Raw genomic sequence first — 14,406 nt, 5'->3', positions numbered from 1 at the left:
AATCAAATCACTTTATTCCAGCTATCTGCTACTTAAAACTACCGAAAAAGGCCCGCCGCTGATGTTCAGCGGCGGGCCTTTTTGATTTGATTGCGGTGACCGGTCAGTAACGCGAACTTTGTAGTTCGCGTGTCAGAACGCCCCCTAATGGCGCGGGGACACGAACTACAAAGTTCGCGTTACTGCCCCAGCACCATGGCGAACACCAACGGGGCCACAATCGTAGCGTCCGATTCGATGATGAACTTGGGCGTGTCCTGGCCCAGCTTGCCCCAGGTGATTTTCTCGTTGGGCACGGCGCCCGAGTAGCTGCCGTAGCTGGTCGTCGAGTCCGAAATCTGGCAGAAGTAGCCCCACAGCGGCACCGAGGTGCGGCCCAGGTCCTGGTGCAACATGGGCACCACGCAGATGGGGAAGTCGCCGGCAATGCCGCCGCCAATCTGGAAGAAACCGACCGGGCTTTCGTCGGTGGCCTGCTCGGTGTACCACTCCGAGAGGTAAATCATGTACTCGATGCCGGTACGCACGGTGTGCACGTTTTTGATGTCGCCCGAAATGACGTGGCCGGCGAAGATGTTGCCCAGCGTGGAGTCTTCCCACCCGGGGCAGATGATGGGCAGGTTTTTCTCGGCGGCGGCCAGCATCCAGCTGTCCTTGGGGTCAATCTGGTAGTACTGCTCCAGCTCGCCCGATTTCAAAATCTGGTAGAAGAACTCGTGGGGGAAGTACTGCTCGCCGGCCTTGTCGGCCTGCTCCCAGAACTTGAGCACCGAGTGCTCGAGGCGGCGCATGGCCTCCTCTTCCGGAATGCAGGTGTCGGTTACGCGGTTCATGTGGCGCTCCAGCAGGGCCTGCTCATCGGCGGGCGTCAGGTCGCGGTAGTGGGGCACGCGCTCGTAGAAATCGTGGGCCACCAGGTTGAAGATATCTTCTTCGAGGTTGGCGCCGGTGCAGCTGATAATCTGCACTTTATCCTGCCGAATCAGTTCGGCCAGCTGAATGCCCATTTCGGCGGTGCTCATGGCGCCGGCCAGCGTAATCATCATCTTGCCGCCGTCGGCCAGGTGCTTGTTGTAGCCCTCGGCCGCGTCAATCAGGGCAGCGGCGTTGAAGTGGCGGTAGTGGTGCTTGAGGAAGTTGGTTACGTTCATCGAATCGTAGGTCAGAAAGGTTGGGTGTCGGTTTTCTATCAAAAAAGGCCCCTGAATCGTTCAATATAAAAAGCGTACATCGAAGATTCTGTATAGCGTTCTATTGCGGCTGGGTTGCTCACAACAGTCGGGGCACTACGCCCTACTGGTCGAAATGCTTTTTTAGAAGCGCGGGCGGAATTGTAGCGTTCCACTCGTCGTAATCCTCGTCCATCGCATCGGCGTGGAAGATGAAATCGTCGGTTTTCGGCACCTTTTCGAAAGTCAGCTGCTGCACAATGCCTGTAATCATCTGGTGAAACTGCTGGATTACCGCTTCATTTTCCTCTTCATCGGCCTCATCGTCCCAGAACACCTCTTCATACTCACTCAGCAATTCTTCAGTGCGCTCCGAGAAAGGCGCCTCCACGTGGTCAGCATACTTAAACCAAGTGGCCGTATCGTCGATGGTTATGTCTTTGCTCACCGCCTTCTGCGGTAACACCAAGCTGTGAATGCCACCCTGCGAGTCAAAGTACAGGCAGAAAGCCAGTAGCGGGCCGTCGTTGGGGTATGTTGTAGCGTAGGTGTCAAGAAATTCCTGCGTGTCGGCCCGCACCAATTCACCCAGGGCCTCAAAATCAAATCTTTTCTTCTTTTTCATGCGCACACAAACTTTTAGAGCAAGCTGATTTCACCTTTGAACAGGGGTCCTAACGGTTGATTGGCCAATACCTATACCGGCTGCTCAATCATGAGGTTGTGGTTGGTGTAGATGCAGATGTCGGCGGCGATGTGCAGGGCCTCCTCTACCATCTGGCGGGCCGAGAGGTGGGGGGCGTGCTTTTTAAGGGCCAGCGCGGCGGCCTGAGCGTACATCGAGCCCGAGCCGATGGCGGCCACGTCGTTGTCGGGCTCCAGCACGTCGCCGGTGCCGGCAATGATGAGCAGCTCGTCCTTATCGCAGACGACCATCATAGCTTCGAGCTTGCGCAGGTACTGGTCTTTGCGCCACTCCTTGGCCAGCTCGATGGCGGCGCGGCGCAGCTGGCCGTTGTAGCCCGAAAGCTTCTCCTCGAACTTATCGAGCAGCATAAAGGCATCGGCCGTAGAGCCGGCAAAGCCGGTAACCACTTTGCCGTCGTGCAGCTTGCGCACTTTGCGCACGTTGCTTTTGGCCACGTGCTTGTCCATGGTGGCCTGGCCGTCGGCGCCGAGGGCCACTTCGCCGTTGTGGCGGATGCCCAGGACGGTAGTTGAGCGGATTCTCATGTCGGTTATCGGTTAAAAGTATGTCATCCTGAGCAGCGCGAAGGACCTTATCGCGTGAGAACAGCCGTTATAACGACTCTTTTTACGTGATAAGGTCCTTCGCGCTGCGGCCGCAAGATGGAGGATGACGGTGGGTTGAAATTAAATCAGCATCCGCAACGGGTCTTCGAGCAGGCTCTTGAGCGTCTGCAGGAAGGCCGCACCGGTGGCGCCGTCCACTACGCGGTGGTCGCAGCTGAGCGTTACTTTCATGATGTTGCCCACGGCCAGCTCACCGTTCTTCACTACGGCCGTCTGCTTGATGCCGCCCACGGCCAGGATGCAGGCATCCGGCGGGTTGATGATGGCCGTGAACTCGTCGATGCCGAACATGCCCAGGTTGGAGATGGTGAAGGTGCTGCCCTCCCACTCGGCGGGCTGCAGCTTCTTGCTCTTGGCCTTGCCGGCCAGCTCCTTCACCTCGGTGGCAATCTGCGACATGCCCTTACCGTCGGCGTTGCGCACCACCGGCACCAGCAGGCCCTCATCCACGGCTACGGCCACGCCGATATTCACGACTTTATTCTGGCGGATTTTGTCGCCCAGCCACGAGGAATTGACGGCCGGGTGCTGCTTGAGCGCCACGGCCGCCGCCTTGATAACGAGGTCGTTGAAGCTGAGCTTGACGGGCGAAAGCTCGTTGAGCTGGGTGCGCACTTCCATGGCCCGGTCCATCAGAATTTCCATCGTCAGATAGAAATGCGGGGCCGTAAACAGGCTTTCGGAGAGGCGGCGGGCAATTACCTTGCGCATCTGCGACACCGGCGTATCGGTGTAGGTGCCCTCGGCGGGCTGGCCAGCCGAAGCAGCCGGCGCGGCGGCTTTCGGGGCGGCCTGTTCGGGCAGCGCGGCCTTGATGTACTCGGACTGCGGGGCAGCCGCCGCCGGCGCCGAGGCAGCCGGAGCGGTAGCGGCCGGCGCAGCCTGGGCTGGCTGGGCTGAAGCGGTTACGTCCTCCAGATCGCGCGACACGATGCGGCCGTTTTCGCCCGAACCTTTGATGGTTGCCAGGTCGATGCCTTTATCCTTGGCAATGCTTTTGGCCAGCGGCGAAGCGAAAATGCGGCCACCGTTGGCGGTCGGCGCCGAGGCGGCTTGGCTGGTGCTTACGCTGCCCACCGGCTGGCCGGTGGCCTTGGCCTCGGCCCGGATTTCGGCGGGGCGCTCGGCGTTTTCGGTTTCCGAGCGCTCGGTGGCCGACTCGTCGGCGGCCGAAGCGCCGGCCGCGGCATCCTGGCCGCCGAGCAGGGCCTGCACGTCGGCGCCTTCTTCGCCAATGATGGCCAGCACGCCATCCACGGCCACGGCCTCGCCTTCTTTCGGGCCGATGTAGAGCAGGGTGCCGTCTTCGTAGTTATCCAGCTCCATGGTGGCCTTATCGGTTTCTACTTCGGCCAGCACATCGCCCGATTTCACCTTGTCACCTACCTTTTTCAGCCAAGCGGCAATGGTGCCCTCGGTCATAGTGTCGCTCATTTTGGGCATCCGGATAACCGTGGCCTTTTTGCCGTTGCCGGCCGGGGCCGCCGCGGCTTTAGGAGCCTCAGCCTTGGGAGCAGCCGAGGCAGCAGCCGGGGCCGGCGCGGCAGCTTCCGGCTTAGCGGCCGGAGCGGGCGCCTCGGCGGCCGGAGCATCTTCCGATTCGCCGGCTTCGAGCTGGGCGGTTTCGGCCTGGGCGTCTTTCAGCAGGGCCGTAATGTCCTCGCCTTCCTTGCCCACCACGGCCAGCAGGCCGTTTACTACCACGGCCTCGCCTTCCTTGGGGCCGACGTAGAGCAGGGTGCCATCCTCGTAGTTTTCGAGCTCCATGGTGGCCTTGTCGGTTTCCACCTCGGCCAGCACGTCGCCGGATTTTACTTTATCGCCTACTTTTTTGAGCCACGCCGCAATAACCCCTTCGGTCATTGTGTCGCTCATCTTGGGCATTTTTATGAGTTCGGCCATCTGCGTCGTCGTCGTTGAATAGAATAGGGCCAAAATTAGCCCGAATTTTCGGGGGAGCAAACCAAACCGCTCCGGCCGAACCAGCCGGCGCCGGGGCGAATTTTCGCCCCGGCAATTGCCGGCAGCCACTTTCCTGCCTGTTTTGGTTCACGCCGTGTTTTGCAGTGGGTGGCGCAGGGTGTCGCAGGGTCGTTCAACGGCCACCCCAAAACCCTGCGCCATCCGCCCCGGATCACTGCGTGAAATGGCAAAAGGCTTCAGCTACATGAAGGCCCGCATTCACCTATAAAGCGCCCGGGTTAAGCCAGATGGCGCACGTCGAGGAAATTGCGCACCGTGAACAGCGAGCCGGTAAATTCCAGCTCGTAGAGGCCCAGGTTGTGGTGCTCGAAGTTTTCCATCTGGCTGAGCGGGTAGTGCAGCAGCTGGCACAGCAGCACCCGCATGGCCCGGCCGTGCATGCACACGAGCACCGTCTGCTCGTGGGGCCGGCCGGTGAGCAGCTCGATAAACGGGCGCTGCCGGGTGGCTACTTCATCGGGACTTTCGCCGCCTTCGAGGGCCGTGGTTGTGTTGCCCGCGCGCCAGCTCTGGAGCACGCCGTGGTATTCCTCGTCTTCTTCGGGCGTGATGCGGGTGCCCTCGCGGGTGCCCCAGCCGATTTCGTTTAGAGCCCCGTGCGCCTCGTGCGGCAGGCCCAGGTCCAGGAAACCCGCCACCGACTCGTGGGTGCGGCGCAGCAGCGAAGTATATACCTTATCGAAGGGCACGTGGCCGTAGGCGGCGAAAAAGCGCGCCGCCTGCCGCCGCCCGGCTTCATTGAGCGACGAGTCGACGCCGCTGCCCTGCACGATGCCGCGCACGTTGAAGTCGGTTTGGCCGTGCCGGATCAGGTATATTTTTTTGACGCTCACTTTCCCCCTAGTTTTGCGGTTTACGCTTAAAGTGCTTCTAAAGCTACAAGCTTTCGGCTATAAGCTGCAAGCTACTTGAACGGGCTTGCAGCTTGTGGCTTGTCGCTTGAAGCTTAAAAATTCTTTCCTGCTCCCGATGACTCTCGACCAACTCAACCACTGGGTAAGCACCCGCCCCACCCTGGCCGACGCGCTCGGCATCGAGCTAACGGCTTTCACGGAGGACTACCTCGAAGGCCGCATGCCGGTTGATGGCCGCACCCACCAGCCGATGGGCCTGCTGCACGGCGGCGCCTCGGTGGCGCTGGCCGAAACGCTCGGCAGCATTGCCGCCCACACCCGCCTGCCCGACCCCACCAAACAAGCCTGCGTGGGCCTCGAAATCAACGCCAACCACATTAAAGGCGTGCGCGACGGCCACGTCGTCGGTCGGGCCACGGCTCTGCACGTGGGCCGCCGCACCCAGGTCTGGGAAATCCGCATCACGCACGAGCAAACCGGCGCCCTGGTCTGCATCAGCCGCATTACCATGGCGGTGATTGATATCTAGTAGCGAGAAAAAGAACGTCATTCAGAGCATGTGGCGCATAGAGCCAGGGACGAAGAATCTCACGCGCTGATGTTACACGAGCCCTTTAACGTCAGCACGCGAGATTCTTCGTCCCTGGCTCTATGCGCCACATGCTCTGAATGACGCCCCCTTATACTTCTATCAACCCTCCCAGTCACCCCACTATGCTCCAAACCGTTGCCTGGAACCCTGATTTGCCGCCGGCCCAGCGGCTGCGGCGGCTGGTGGCGCTGGCCCTGAGCAGCGGCCGGCCGGTGGCGCTGTGGCGGCTGCCGGGCGAGGCGGCGGCCCGGCTGTGCCTGAGTTTGCGGGTGGAGGCGGCCTACGTGGGGTTGCCGCCGGCGCTGGAGGCCAGCGCCCCGGCCGGTTTCGCCTTTTTCCCCTTTCAGGATTCCGACCACAACCCGCCGCTGTTTCTGCCCGCCGACCTGTATTTCGACCTGGCCCGGCCCGACGAAGTGCGACTGAACGCGGCGGCCATCAGCCGGCTGCCCGAGCTGCGGCAGCGGTTTGCCGAGCTGTCCGACCCGGCCCCGCTGCCCTGGCACGTGCGGCCCCGCCACGCCCCGCGGCCTGCCACGCAGCCCGAATACGAGGCGCTGGTGCAGGCCGGAGTGGACGCCATGCGGGCCGGCACGGTGCAGAAAGTGGTGTCGAGTCGGGCCGTGCACCGGGCGCTGCCCGATGGGTTCGATGCGCTGCGGGCCTTCGAGCAGCTGCAGGCACGTTACCCCACGGCATTCGTGTCGCTGGTGAGTGCGCCGGGCGCCGGTACCTGGCTGGGGGCCACGCCCGAGGTGCTGGCCGAGGTGGGCGAAGACCAGGTATTCCGCACCATGGCGCTGGCCGGCACTCAGCCGCTGCTGCCGGGCCACGCCCCTAGCGAGGCTATCTGGCGGCAGAAGGAAATTGAGGAGCAGGCGCTGGTGGCGCGCTACATCGTGAACTGTTTCAAGCAAGTGCGGCTGCGCGAGTACCACGAAACCGGTCCGCGCACCGTGGCCGCCGGCGACGTGCTGCACCTGCGCACCGATTTTGCGGTGGATTTGCGCAACGTGCCCTTCGCTACGCTGGGCACCGATATGCTGCGGCTGCTGCACCCCACTTCGGCCGTCAGCGGCATGCCCCGGCAGGCCGCCCTCGACTTCATCAAGCAGCACGAGGGCTACGACCGGGCCTACTACGCCGGTTTCCTGGGCCCCGTAAACCTGCCCGAACCCGGCGCGGCCCGCCTCTACGTAAACCTGCGCTGCCTGCAACTACGCCCCGAGCAGGCCGTGCTCTACGCCGGCACCGGCCTCACCCCCGACTCCGACCCCGCCAAAGAGTGGCAGGAAACCGAGCTAAAACTCCGGACCATTGGGGCGGTTCTGGGTTAACCAGCACTTATTGAACTGTCATGCTAAGGTCACGAAGCATCTCGCTTGCTGATGTTGCCAAGCTTCCAAGCGAAAGAATTACTACTGCACGCGAGATGCTTCGTAGCCTCAGCATGACAGTTCTTTTCTATCCTTACCTAATCAAGTCCGTTCCCTGTGTCTACCCTGCAAGCCGTTCATAATATCCCCGAAATCTGCGCGCAGTTGGGCATTACCGATGTGGTGCTTTCGCCGGGCAGCCGGTGCGCGCCGCTGACCATTGCCTTTGCGCGCCACCCGGCCATTACGGTGCGCACGGTGCCCGATGAGCGGGCCGCCGCCTTTATCGGCTTGGGGCTGGCCCAGGCCCAGCGGCGGGCGGTGGCGCTGGTGTGCACCTCGGGCACGGCCGGCCTCAACTATGCCCCGGCCGTGGCGGAGGCATTTTTCCAGCAGATTCCGCTGGTGGTATTCACCGCCGACCGCCCCCCGGAATGGATTGACCAGCTCGACGGCCAGACCATCCGCCAGACCGACCTCTATGGCCGCCACGCCAAGGGCTCGTTCACTTTCCCCGCTGACACCAGCCACCCCGACGCCGAGTGGCACGCGGCGCGCCTCGTGAGTGAGGCCATCAACCTGGCCGAGCAGTTTCCGGCCGGGCCGGTGCAGGTGAATATTCCGCTGCGGGAGCCCTTCTACCCCAAGCCCGGCGAGGAGTTGGCGTTTGGGACGGTGAAGGTGACGCGCGAGCTGCCCGGCCGTCCCCAGCTGCCCGCCGCCGCGCTCCAGGAGTTGCGCGAAACCCTGCGCGATACCGGCCGAATGCTGGTGGTGAGCGGCCAGCACCCGGCCGAGGCGCCGTTGCGGTTGGCGCTGCGCCAGTTTGCCACCGCCTGGCAGGTGCCGGTAGTCGGCGACCTGATTGCCAACCTGCACCAGCCCGCCGCCACCGGCCACAACCAGCACCCGCGTTTTGTGGGCCGGCAGGATGTGTTTCTGGCGGTGCCCGAGCCGGGCCTGAAGGAGGCGCTGCGGCCCGAGCTGCTCATCACTTTCGGCCAGTCGCTTATTTCCAAGGCCCTCAAGCTTTTTCTGCGCCAGCACCGCCCGGCCCAACACTGGCACATCCAGGCGGCCGGCCCGGTGGCCGACACGTTCCAGTCGCTCACCCAGGTTATCCGCATGGAGCCGGCTGATTTCTTTGCCGCGCTTAGCGCTAAGCGTGAAGATGCTGACAAACTGCATGATGATGCGGCCTTTGCTGCCGGGCCAACCGGGCCGAACCGCAACGTGCTGCCCGCCGACGCCACCCGCGTGGCGCCGCGGCCCCGCCTGAGCTGGCCCGCGCCGACTGAGGCTGACACCGCTAAAACCTCTTACCTGCGGCCCTGGCTGGCGGCCGAGAACTGGGCCGGCGGCTTGCTGGCGGGCTTTATGCAGCAGCCCGAGCCGCCCTTCAACGAGTTCACCACCATCTTCCGGGCCCTGCAGCAGCTGCCCGACGGCGCGGCGCTGCACCTGGCCAACAGCATGGCCGTGCGCTACGCCAACATTCTGGGGTTGCCGGCCGGGCACGGGGCCGAGGTGTTTGCCAACCGCGGCACCAGCGGCATCGACGGATGCACGAGCACGGCCGTGGGTGCGGCCTTGGCCCAGCCCGACCGGCCGGTGGTGCTGCTCACCGGCGACGTGGCCTTTTTCTACGACCGCAACGCGTTCTGGCACAACTACCCCACGCCCAACCTGCGCGTTATTCTGCTTAACAACCACGCGGGCGGCATCTTCCGCATCATTGATGGGCCGCGCCAGCAGCCCGAGCTGGAGGAGTTCTTCGAGACGCGCCAGACGCTGACGGCCGCCAATACGGCGCGCGATTTTGGGTTGCGCTACTTCCCGGTTTCAACTTTTGCTGAACTAGATGCCGCCTTGCCGGTTTTCTTTGCAGCGGAAGGCGGCGCGGCCCTGCTCGAAGTCTTCACCGACTCGAAAACCAACGCCGCGTTTTTTGAGCAGTACCGTACCTTCGTCCGCACCTCATTGTAGAACCGCTTCCGCGCCCATCAGCGAAGGCAAAACCTCTCTTATATGTCAGAAAAAATTGACTGGACCCCCATCAAGGAGTTCAAGGAAATCCTGTTCACCCAGCACGGGGGCATCGCCAAAATCAGCATCAACCGGCCCGAGGTGCACAACGCCTTCACCCCACTCACGGTGCAGGAAATGATTGAGGCCATGCACATCTGCCGCGACCGGACCGATATCGGCGTGGTGGTGTTCAGCGGCGAGGGCGGCAAGGCCTTCTGCTCGGGCGGCGACCAGAGCGTGCGCGGCCACGGCGGCTACGTGGGCGAGGACGCCGTGCCCCGCCTCAACGTGCTCGATCTGCAGAAGCTGATTCGGTCCTTGCCCAAGCCCGTAATTGCCATGGTGGCCGGCTGGGCCATCGGCGGCGGCCACGTGCTGCACGTCGTCTGCGACCTGACCATTGCCGCCGAAAACGCCCGTTTCGGCCAGACCGGCCCCAAGGTGGGCTCGTTCGATGGCGGTTTCGGCGCCTCGTACCTGGCGCGCGTGGTGGGCCAGAAGAAGGCCCGCGAAATCTGGTTCCTCTGCGACCAGTACGACGCCCAGGAAGCCCTCGACATGGGCCTGGTAAACAAAGTAGTGCCCCTCGATAAGCTCGAAGAAACTACCGTCGCCTGGTGCAACAAAATTCTGCAGCGCAGCCCGCTGGCGCTGCGCATGCTCAAGTCGAGCCTCAACGCCGAGCTCGATGGGCAGGCCGGTATTCAGGAGCTGGCCGGCAATGCCACGCTGCTCTACTACCTCTCGGAGGAAGCCAAAGAGGGTCGCAACGCCTTCGTAGAGAAGCGCCAGCCTGACTTCGACAAGTACCCCAAGTTCCCGTAACGGCTGCGGGCGCTGCCCGGCCTCGGGCGCCTTGGTTCAGCCTGAAAAACGTCCGTTGCTTCTGCCATTCCGGCCGGGGCGGCGGACGTTTTCTTGTGCCTGCACATTTGACTTATGGGCATTACGTGACCCTGGATGTTATCTGGAAAAATTCCTTTGGCAACCAGTTTGCCAGGCAGCGCGAAGAAGTTGACAATCTGGACTAAAGCAGTTGCGCCACTTTCAGAATTCGGGCGGATTGGGTGCAGAATAGCGGAGTATTTCGACAAATGCAGGCGGGGCTACGTAGCAGAAATACTACGTTTTTATCGACCCATTATCGTTTCCGATGGAACAGAAAAACCCCTACCCCCGCTTTTTCCTGATGCTGGCCGTGTCGTTCGTGGTGATGTACATCGTGATGTACCTCAATATTTACGAACTCGACCACGTCTATTTCAGTCTCACGCGCTTTTACATGACGATTCTGATGATTACGCCGATGGCGCTCATCATGCTGCTGTTTATGCAGCACATGTACAAAAACGGGCGCCGCAACGGGCTCATCATTGCGGGCAGCATTTCGGTGTTTATTGCCGCGCTGCTCATGGTCCGCTCGCAGACCTTCGTGAACGATACGCGCTGGATGAAGGCCATGATTCCGCACCACTCCATCGCCATTATGGTAAGCAAGCGGGCCGACATCCGCGACCCCGAGGTGCGGCAGCTGGCCGACAGCATTATTGCGGCGCAAGAGCGCGAAATCGGGCAGATGAAAACGATGATCCGGCGGCTGGAGAAGTAAGGTTGGCGCCCTATGGCTACGGGCCGCCGGCGTTCCGTAGCAGGCTAAAAGATGGAACCCAGCCCGCGGCAGGCCTCGCACCAGCTATAGAAGCTGCGCATCCGCTCGTCGTGGCGCTCCTGCCGGCGCCGGCGGCGGGCCTCGCGCAGGTGCCGGGCCGATTCGCGCATGTGCGACAGGCGGTGGCGAACAGTGATGTAGCGGCGAAAAACAAACGTTTTGGCCAGCACAAACGGACTGGTAGCGGCTGGAGCAGACATGGCAGTGGGCGTTGGTGAATACCTTAATTTACGAAATCGGCGGGGTATTTCCAAGCCGATGTTGTTCTTTAGCCGCCACCAGGGCGGCTGCAAACGGGGCCGGCAAGTTGAAAACAGGACGGATTTCCAGCCGTATTATTGCCACATCCTCCCCGCTGATATCCCCCCTTATCTGGTTCAACCAGCCCTTGCTGATGCTGGCCGACTCTTTCCTAACCTCGCCTTTTCGGGCTTTACACGCGATGCACGTCCCTCCTCCCTCCTCTCAGCCCTCAATAATGCCCGCCAACCGGCTGCCCGATTCGCTGCTGCTCAACGGCCGCGAGTTCCGCTACGCCGACATTCAGCAGTACCCCGCCCTGGCCCCAGCCGAGTTGAACGGCTACGAGGCCCGGGTGCTGGATTTTGTGCGCGAATGGCTGAACGGAGTCCAGGAGTTCAGCCTCACCACCTCGGGCTCGACGGGTCCGCCCCAGCCGGTGCATTTCCGGCGCCGGCAGCTCGAAGCCTCGGCCCGCCGCACCGGCGACTACTTCGACCTGGGCCCCGGCGAGCGGCTGCTGGTGTGCCTGAACTGCGAGTACGTGGGCGGGCTGATGATGCTGGTGCGCGGCCTGGAGCGGCGCATGCACCTAACCATTGTGGAGCCCCAGGCCGACCCGCTGGCGCTGGTTTCGCCCGAGGCCATGTTCGATTTTGCCTCCTTCGTGCCGCTGCAGCTGCGGGCGGTGCTGGCGGCCGGCGGGGCCCCGCGCCTCAGCCAGATGCGCGCCATTCTGGTGGGCGGCGCGCCGGTAGATGCCGGTCTGGCGCACGAAATCGGGGAGCTGACGGTGCCGGTGTACCTGACTTACGGCATGACGGAAACGGCCTCCCACATTGCCCTGCGCCGCCTCAATGGCCCCCAGGCCGGCCCCGTCTACCAGGTGCTGCCCGGCATTGCGGTGGGCCAGGACGCGCGCGGCTGCCTCACGGTGCGCGCCGACGTCACCAATGACGAGCTCATCACCACCAACGACCTCATCCGCCTGGCCCCCGACGCCCGCAGCTTTGAGTGGCTGGGCCGGGCCGACTTCGTGATAAACAGCGGCGGCGTGAAAGTGCCGGCCGAGAAGGTGGAGCGGGCGCTGGAACTGGCGTTGATGGAGCTGGGCCTGAACCGCCGCGCCTTTGTGGCCGGCCGCCCCGATGCGCGCCTGGGCCAGCAGGTAACGGCCTTTATTGAGGGCGAGCCGTTGCCAGAAGCCGGCCAACAGCAGCTACAGCAACTGCTGGCCCAGGGCCTGGGCCGCTACGAGGCGCCCCGGCAGCTGGTCTTCGTTCCCGAATTCCAGACCACCGCCTCCGGCAAGCTCGACCGCAACGCAACGCTTGGCAGTGTGCCGATTAATGAGTGAGTTGATGAAGTGTTCTGTCATCCTGAGCGCAGCGAAGGACCTTATCCACTAGCACGGCTGATACAACAGTTCGTCTTAGCAGGATAAGGTCCTTCGCTGCGCTCAAGATGACAGGACGGTTCTCTCATTCCCCAACCACTCACTGCCAATCCTTATCGAGCAGCCGTTCGTGGCCGCGGACTACTTTATATAAGTCGCCGAGAAAGAGCTTGGCGCGGGCAAAGAAGATGTAGCCGCTGATTTCATCCTTGGGCTGCTGACCGGAGGCGAAAATCTGCCGGTAGCCGGTGCCGGCCCCGATGCCCACCCAGCGAAAAATGCGGTAGTGCGCCGCCACCGAGGGCTCGACCAGGTACAGCACCCGCCGGCTGCTGCGCTCGTTGTGGCCGTCGGGGAAAAAGACCCGGGTGTAGTAGTAACCCACGCCGGCCTGCAGCGGCGTGCTCAGCTCCCAGCGCCGGTTGCCGATGAACACATACTCGCCGTAGCCGGCCACGTAGCGGAAGCGCACCTCGTCGCGGGTGCCGGGCGGCAGGCCTTCGGGCAGGGCCTGGCGGGTGAGCAGCCCGCCCGACAGACGGTACACGCCCAGGCCGGCCCGCCACCGCCCGCGCCACTCCACCCCGCCGCGCAGCCCATTAATGCCCACTACTTTGCCGTTGATGATGGAGAAGCGCTGGTCAATCTGGAACACGGCCCGGCGGTGGCTCTGGCGCACAAAGCCGGTGTCGGGGGGCGCGGGAGTTCCGGCCCGGGCCGGCCGGCCGGCTGATATTCCGGCCCACAGCAGGCACCCGGCAAAAACAAAGCGGACTTTCACAGCCTAACGATACGGCGCAGGCGGGGCGCTGGTTGGCCGCCCGGCGTCACGGCTCACCCCGCCAAGTAGGTGTTTCACTGCCCCGCGGCTCCGGTTCACCCTTAAGCAGGTAGGGTTCAAGGCTTCCGATGAGCATCATTATGCAGTAGATTTCAGCCATTAGCAACTCACCACCTCACCTATCCAGCCACTCCTTGAAGGTGCTGACTTTTTCGCGGCTGACCAGCACCGTGTCGTTGTCGGGCGGGGCGGGCTGGAGGATGGTTTGCAGGCGCGAGTTGGTGTAGTGGATGATGTCGCGGATGGCGGTGGCGCGGGCCAGGTAGGCGCGGTTGAGGCGGAAGAACTCGCGCGGGTCGAGCAGGCTTTCGAGCTGCTCCAGGGTGTAGTCGACCACCAGCCGGCGGCCCTCGTGGGTGTGGAGCAGGGTGGCTTTTTCGAGGCTGGCGAAGTAGGCAATGTCCTCGACCGGCACGGCCTTGAGGTGCTCGCCCACCCGCACCACAAAGCGCGACTTGTACTCGCGGGCCGGCTGCCGCACTTGCTCCAGCACCTGGGCCAGCAGCGCCACATCGAACGCCGGGGCCGCTGCCGGCGAGGCCGTTTCGCGGCGCTGCACCAGCTTTTGCAGGGCCGCGGTCAGCTCTTCGGGGTCAATTGGTTTGAGCAGGTAGTCGATGCTGTTCACCTTGAAGGCCCGCAGCGCGTACTTGTCGTAGGCCGTGGTGAAAATGACGGGGCAGCGGATTTCCAGCCGCTCGAACAGCTCGAAGCTCAGCCCATCGGCCAGGTGAATATCGAGCAGCAGCACGTCGGGCGCGGGGCCGGGGGCCCGCAGCAGGGCTTCGGCCTCGGCCACCGATTCGGCGGTGCCCACGACTTCCACCGGCATCGGCTGTTGCGCCAGCAGCCCGGCCAGGCGCTTAGCGGCCAGCGGCTCGTCTTCGATAATCAGGGCGCGGAGCGGGACAGCAGGTATCATTTCAGGCGGAAGTTGGGCAAGG

The 14,406-nt window shown here is 63.1% G+C and carries 14 protein-coding genes; 6 read left to right on the top strand and 8 right to left on the bottom strand.

Annotated elements, in window-relative coordinates; genetic code table 11:
* Positions 1-179 precede the first annotated feature (179 nt).
* From H145_RS0113255 to H145_RS0113235, 5 genes are all read right to left on the bottom strand, one after another.
* Positions 180-1,151, bottom strand: a complete 972-nt coding sequence (locus H145_RS0113255; protein ID WP_019948643.1) for a deoxyhypusine synthase family protein — start codon at positions 1,149-1,151, stop codon at positions 180-182.
* A gap of 142 nt (positions 1,152-1,293) precedes the next feature.
* Positions 1,294-1,794: a hypothetical protein gene (locus H145_RS0113250; protein ID WP_019948642.1), complete on the bottom strand. Its 501-nt coding sequence runs from the start codon at positions 1,792-1,794 to the stop codon at positions 1,294-1,296.
* 71 nt (positions 1,795-1,865) lie between these two features.
* Complete coding sequence (gene hslV, locus H145_RS0113245; protein WP_019948641.1) at positions 1,866-2,402, bottom strand: ATP-dependent protease subunit HslV; 537 nt, start codon at positions 2,400-2,402, stop codon at positions 1,866-1,868.
* A gap of 141 nt (positions 2,403-2,543) precedes the next feature.
* Positions 2,544-4,385, bottom strand: a complete 1,842-nt coding sequence (locus H145_RS0113240; RefSeq protein ID WP_019948640.1) for a pyruvate dehydrogenase complex dihydrolipoamide acetyltransferase — start codon at positions 4,383-4,385, stop codon at positions 2,544-2,546.
* A gap of 299 nt (positions 4,386-4,684) precedes the next feature.
* Entirely contained in the window at positions 4,685-5,299 is a 615-nt protein-coding gene (locus tag H145_RS0113235; protein WP_019948639.1) for a histidine phosphatase family protein, read from the bottom strand.
* A gap of 136 nt (positions 5,300-5,435) precedes the next feature.
* Between H145_RS0113235 and H145_RS0113230 the strand changes: the two genes are divergently transcribed.
* The 5 genes from H145_RS0113230 (at position 5,436) to H145_RS0113205 (ending at position 10,925) form a co-directional block, all read left to right on the top strand.
* Complete coding sequence (locus tag H145_RS0113230; protein WP_019948638.1) at positions 5,436-5,849, top strand: hotdog fold thioesterase; 414 nt, start codon at positions 5,436-5,438, stop codon at positions 5,847-5,849.
* Between the two features lie 185 nt (positions 5,850-6,034).
* On the top strand, positions 6,035-7,249 hold the full coding sequence (locus H145_RS0113225) for a chorismate-binding protein (RefSeq protein ID WP_019948637.1): 1,215 nt from the start codon (positions 6,035-6,037) through the stop codon (positions 7,247-7,249).
* A 156-nt stretch (positions 7,250-7,405) separates the two neighbouring features.
* Positions 7,406-9,274, top strand: coding sequence for a 2-succinyl-5-enolpyruvyl-6-hydroxy-3-cyclohexene-1-carboxylic-acid synthase (gene menD / locus H145_RS24770; protein ID WP_019948636.1), 1,869 nt, complete (start codon positions 7,406-7,408; stop codon positions 9,272-9,274).
* A gap of 42 nt (positions 9,275-9,316) precedes the next feature.
* Complete coding sequence (gene menB / locus H145_RS0113215; RefSeq protein WP_019948635.1) at positions 9,317-10,141, top strand: 1,4-dihydroxy-2-naphthoyl-CoA synthase; 825 nt, start codon at positions 9,317-9,319, stop codon at positions 10,139-10,141.
* 328 nt (positions 10,142-10,469) lie between these two features.
* A complete protein-coding gene (locus H145_RS0113205) occupies positions 10,470-10,925 on the top strand; it encodes a DUF305 domain-containing protein (protein ID WP_019948634.1) in 456 nt (151 codons plus the stop codon).
* Between the two features lie 44 nt (positions 10,926-10,969).
* On the opposite strand, the gene H145_RS0113200 is transcribed toward H145_RS0113205, so the two are convergent.
* The gene (locus tag H145_RS0113200) at positions 10,970-11,185 is read right to left on the bottom strand and encodes a hypothetical protein (RefSeq protein ID WP_157541547.1); all 216 of its coding nucleotides are present in this window, start codon (positions 11,183-11,185) and stop codon (positions 10,970-10,972) included.
* 278 nt (positions 11,186-11,463) lie between these two features.
* On the opposite strand from H145_RS0113200, the gene H145_RS0113195 reads away from it, so the two are divergent.
* Positions 11,464-12,582 (top strand): AMP-binding protein, encoded by a 1,119-nt coding sequence (locus tag H145_RS0113195; protein ID WP_019948632.1) that lies wholly within the window; start codon positions 11,464-11,466, stop codon positions 12,580-12,582.
* A gap of 139 nt (positions 12,583-12,721) precedes the next feature.
* On the opposite strand, the gene H145_RS0113190 is transcribed toward H145_RS0113195, so the two are convergent.
* Complete coding sequence (locus H145_RS0113190) at positions 12,722-13,402, bottom strand: hypothetical protein (protein WP_019948631.1); 681 nt, start codon at positions 13,400-13,402, stop codon at positions 12,722-12,724.
* Between the two features lie 175 nt (positions 13,403-13,577).
* Entirely contained in the window at positions 13,578-14,384 is an 807-nt protein-coding gene (locus H145_RS0113185; RefSeq protein ID WP_019948630.1) for a LytR/AlgR family response regulator transcription factor, read from the bottom strand.
* Between the last annotated feature and the right edge of the window lie 22 nt (positions 14,385-14,406).

Source organism: Hymenobacter aerophilus DSM 13606 (assembly GCF_000382225.1).
Lineage (GTDB): Bacteria > Bacteroidota > Bacteroidia > Cytophagales > Hymenobacteraceae > Hymenobacter > Hymenobacter aerophilus.
Note: the sequence above shows the minus strand (reverse complement) of the source record. Positions and strands in the feature narration are given on the sequence as shown.

Excerpts from the sequence above, each read along its gene's own strand:
- H145_RS0113230 (WP_019948638.1), top strand. The coding sequence starts at position 5,436 with ATGACTCTCGACCAACTCAACCACTGGGTAAGCACCCGCCCCACCCTG.
- H145_RS0113250 (WP_019948642.1), bottom strand. The coding sequence starts at position 1,794 with ATGAAAAAGAAGAAAAGATTTGATTTTGAGGCCCTGGGTGAATTGGTG.
- H145_RS0113185 (WP_019948630.1), bottom strand. The coding sequence starts at position 14,384 with ATGATACCTGCTGTCCCGCTCCGCGCCCTGATTATCGAAGACGAGCCG.
- H145_RS0113205 (WP_019948634.1), top strand. The coding sequence starts at position 10,470 with ATGGAACAGAAAAACCCCTACCCCCGCTTTTTCCTGATGCTGGCCGTG.
- H145_RS0113240 (WP_019948640.1), bottom strand. The coding sequence starts at position 4,385 with ATGGCCGAACTCATAAAAATGCCCAAGATGAGCGACACAATGACCGAA.
- H145_RS0113200 (WP_157541547.1), bottom strand. The coding sequence starts at position 11,185 with ATGTCTGCTCCAGCCGCTACCAGTCCGTTTGTGCTGGCCAAAACGTTT.
- menB (WP_019948635.1), top strand. The coding sequence starts at position 9,317 with ATGTCAGAAAAAATTGACTGGACCCCCATCAAGGAGTTCAAGGAAATC.
- hslV (WP_019948641.1), bottom strand. The coding sequence starts at position 2,402 with ATGAGAATCCGCTCAACTACCGTCCTGGGCATCCGCCACAACGGCGAA.
- H145_RS0113225 (WP_019948637.1), top strand. The coding sequence starts at position 6,035 with ATGCTCCAAACCGTTGCCTGGAACCCTGATTTGCCGCCGGCCCAGCGG.
- H145_RS0113195 (WP_019948632.1), top strand. The coding sequence starts at position 11,464 with ATGCCCGCCAACCGGCTGCCCGATTCGCTGCTGCTCAACGGCCGCGAG.
- H145_RS0113255 (WP_019948643.1), bottom strand. The coding sequence starts at position 1,151 with ATGAACGTAACCAACTTCCTCAAGCACCACTACCGCCACTTCAACGCC.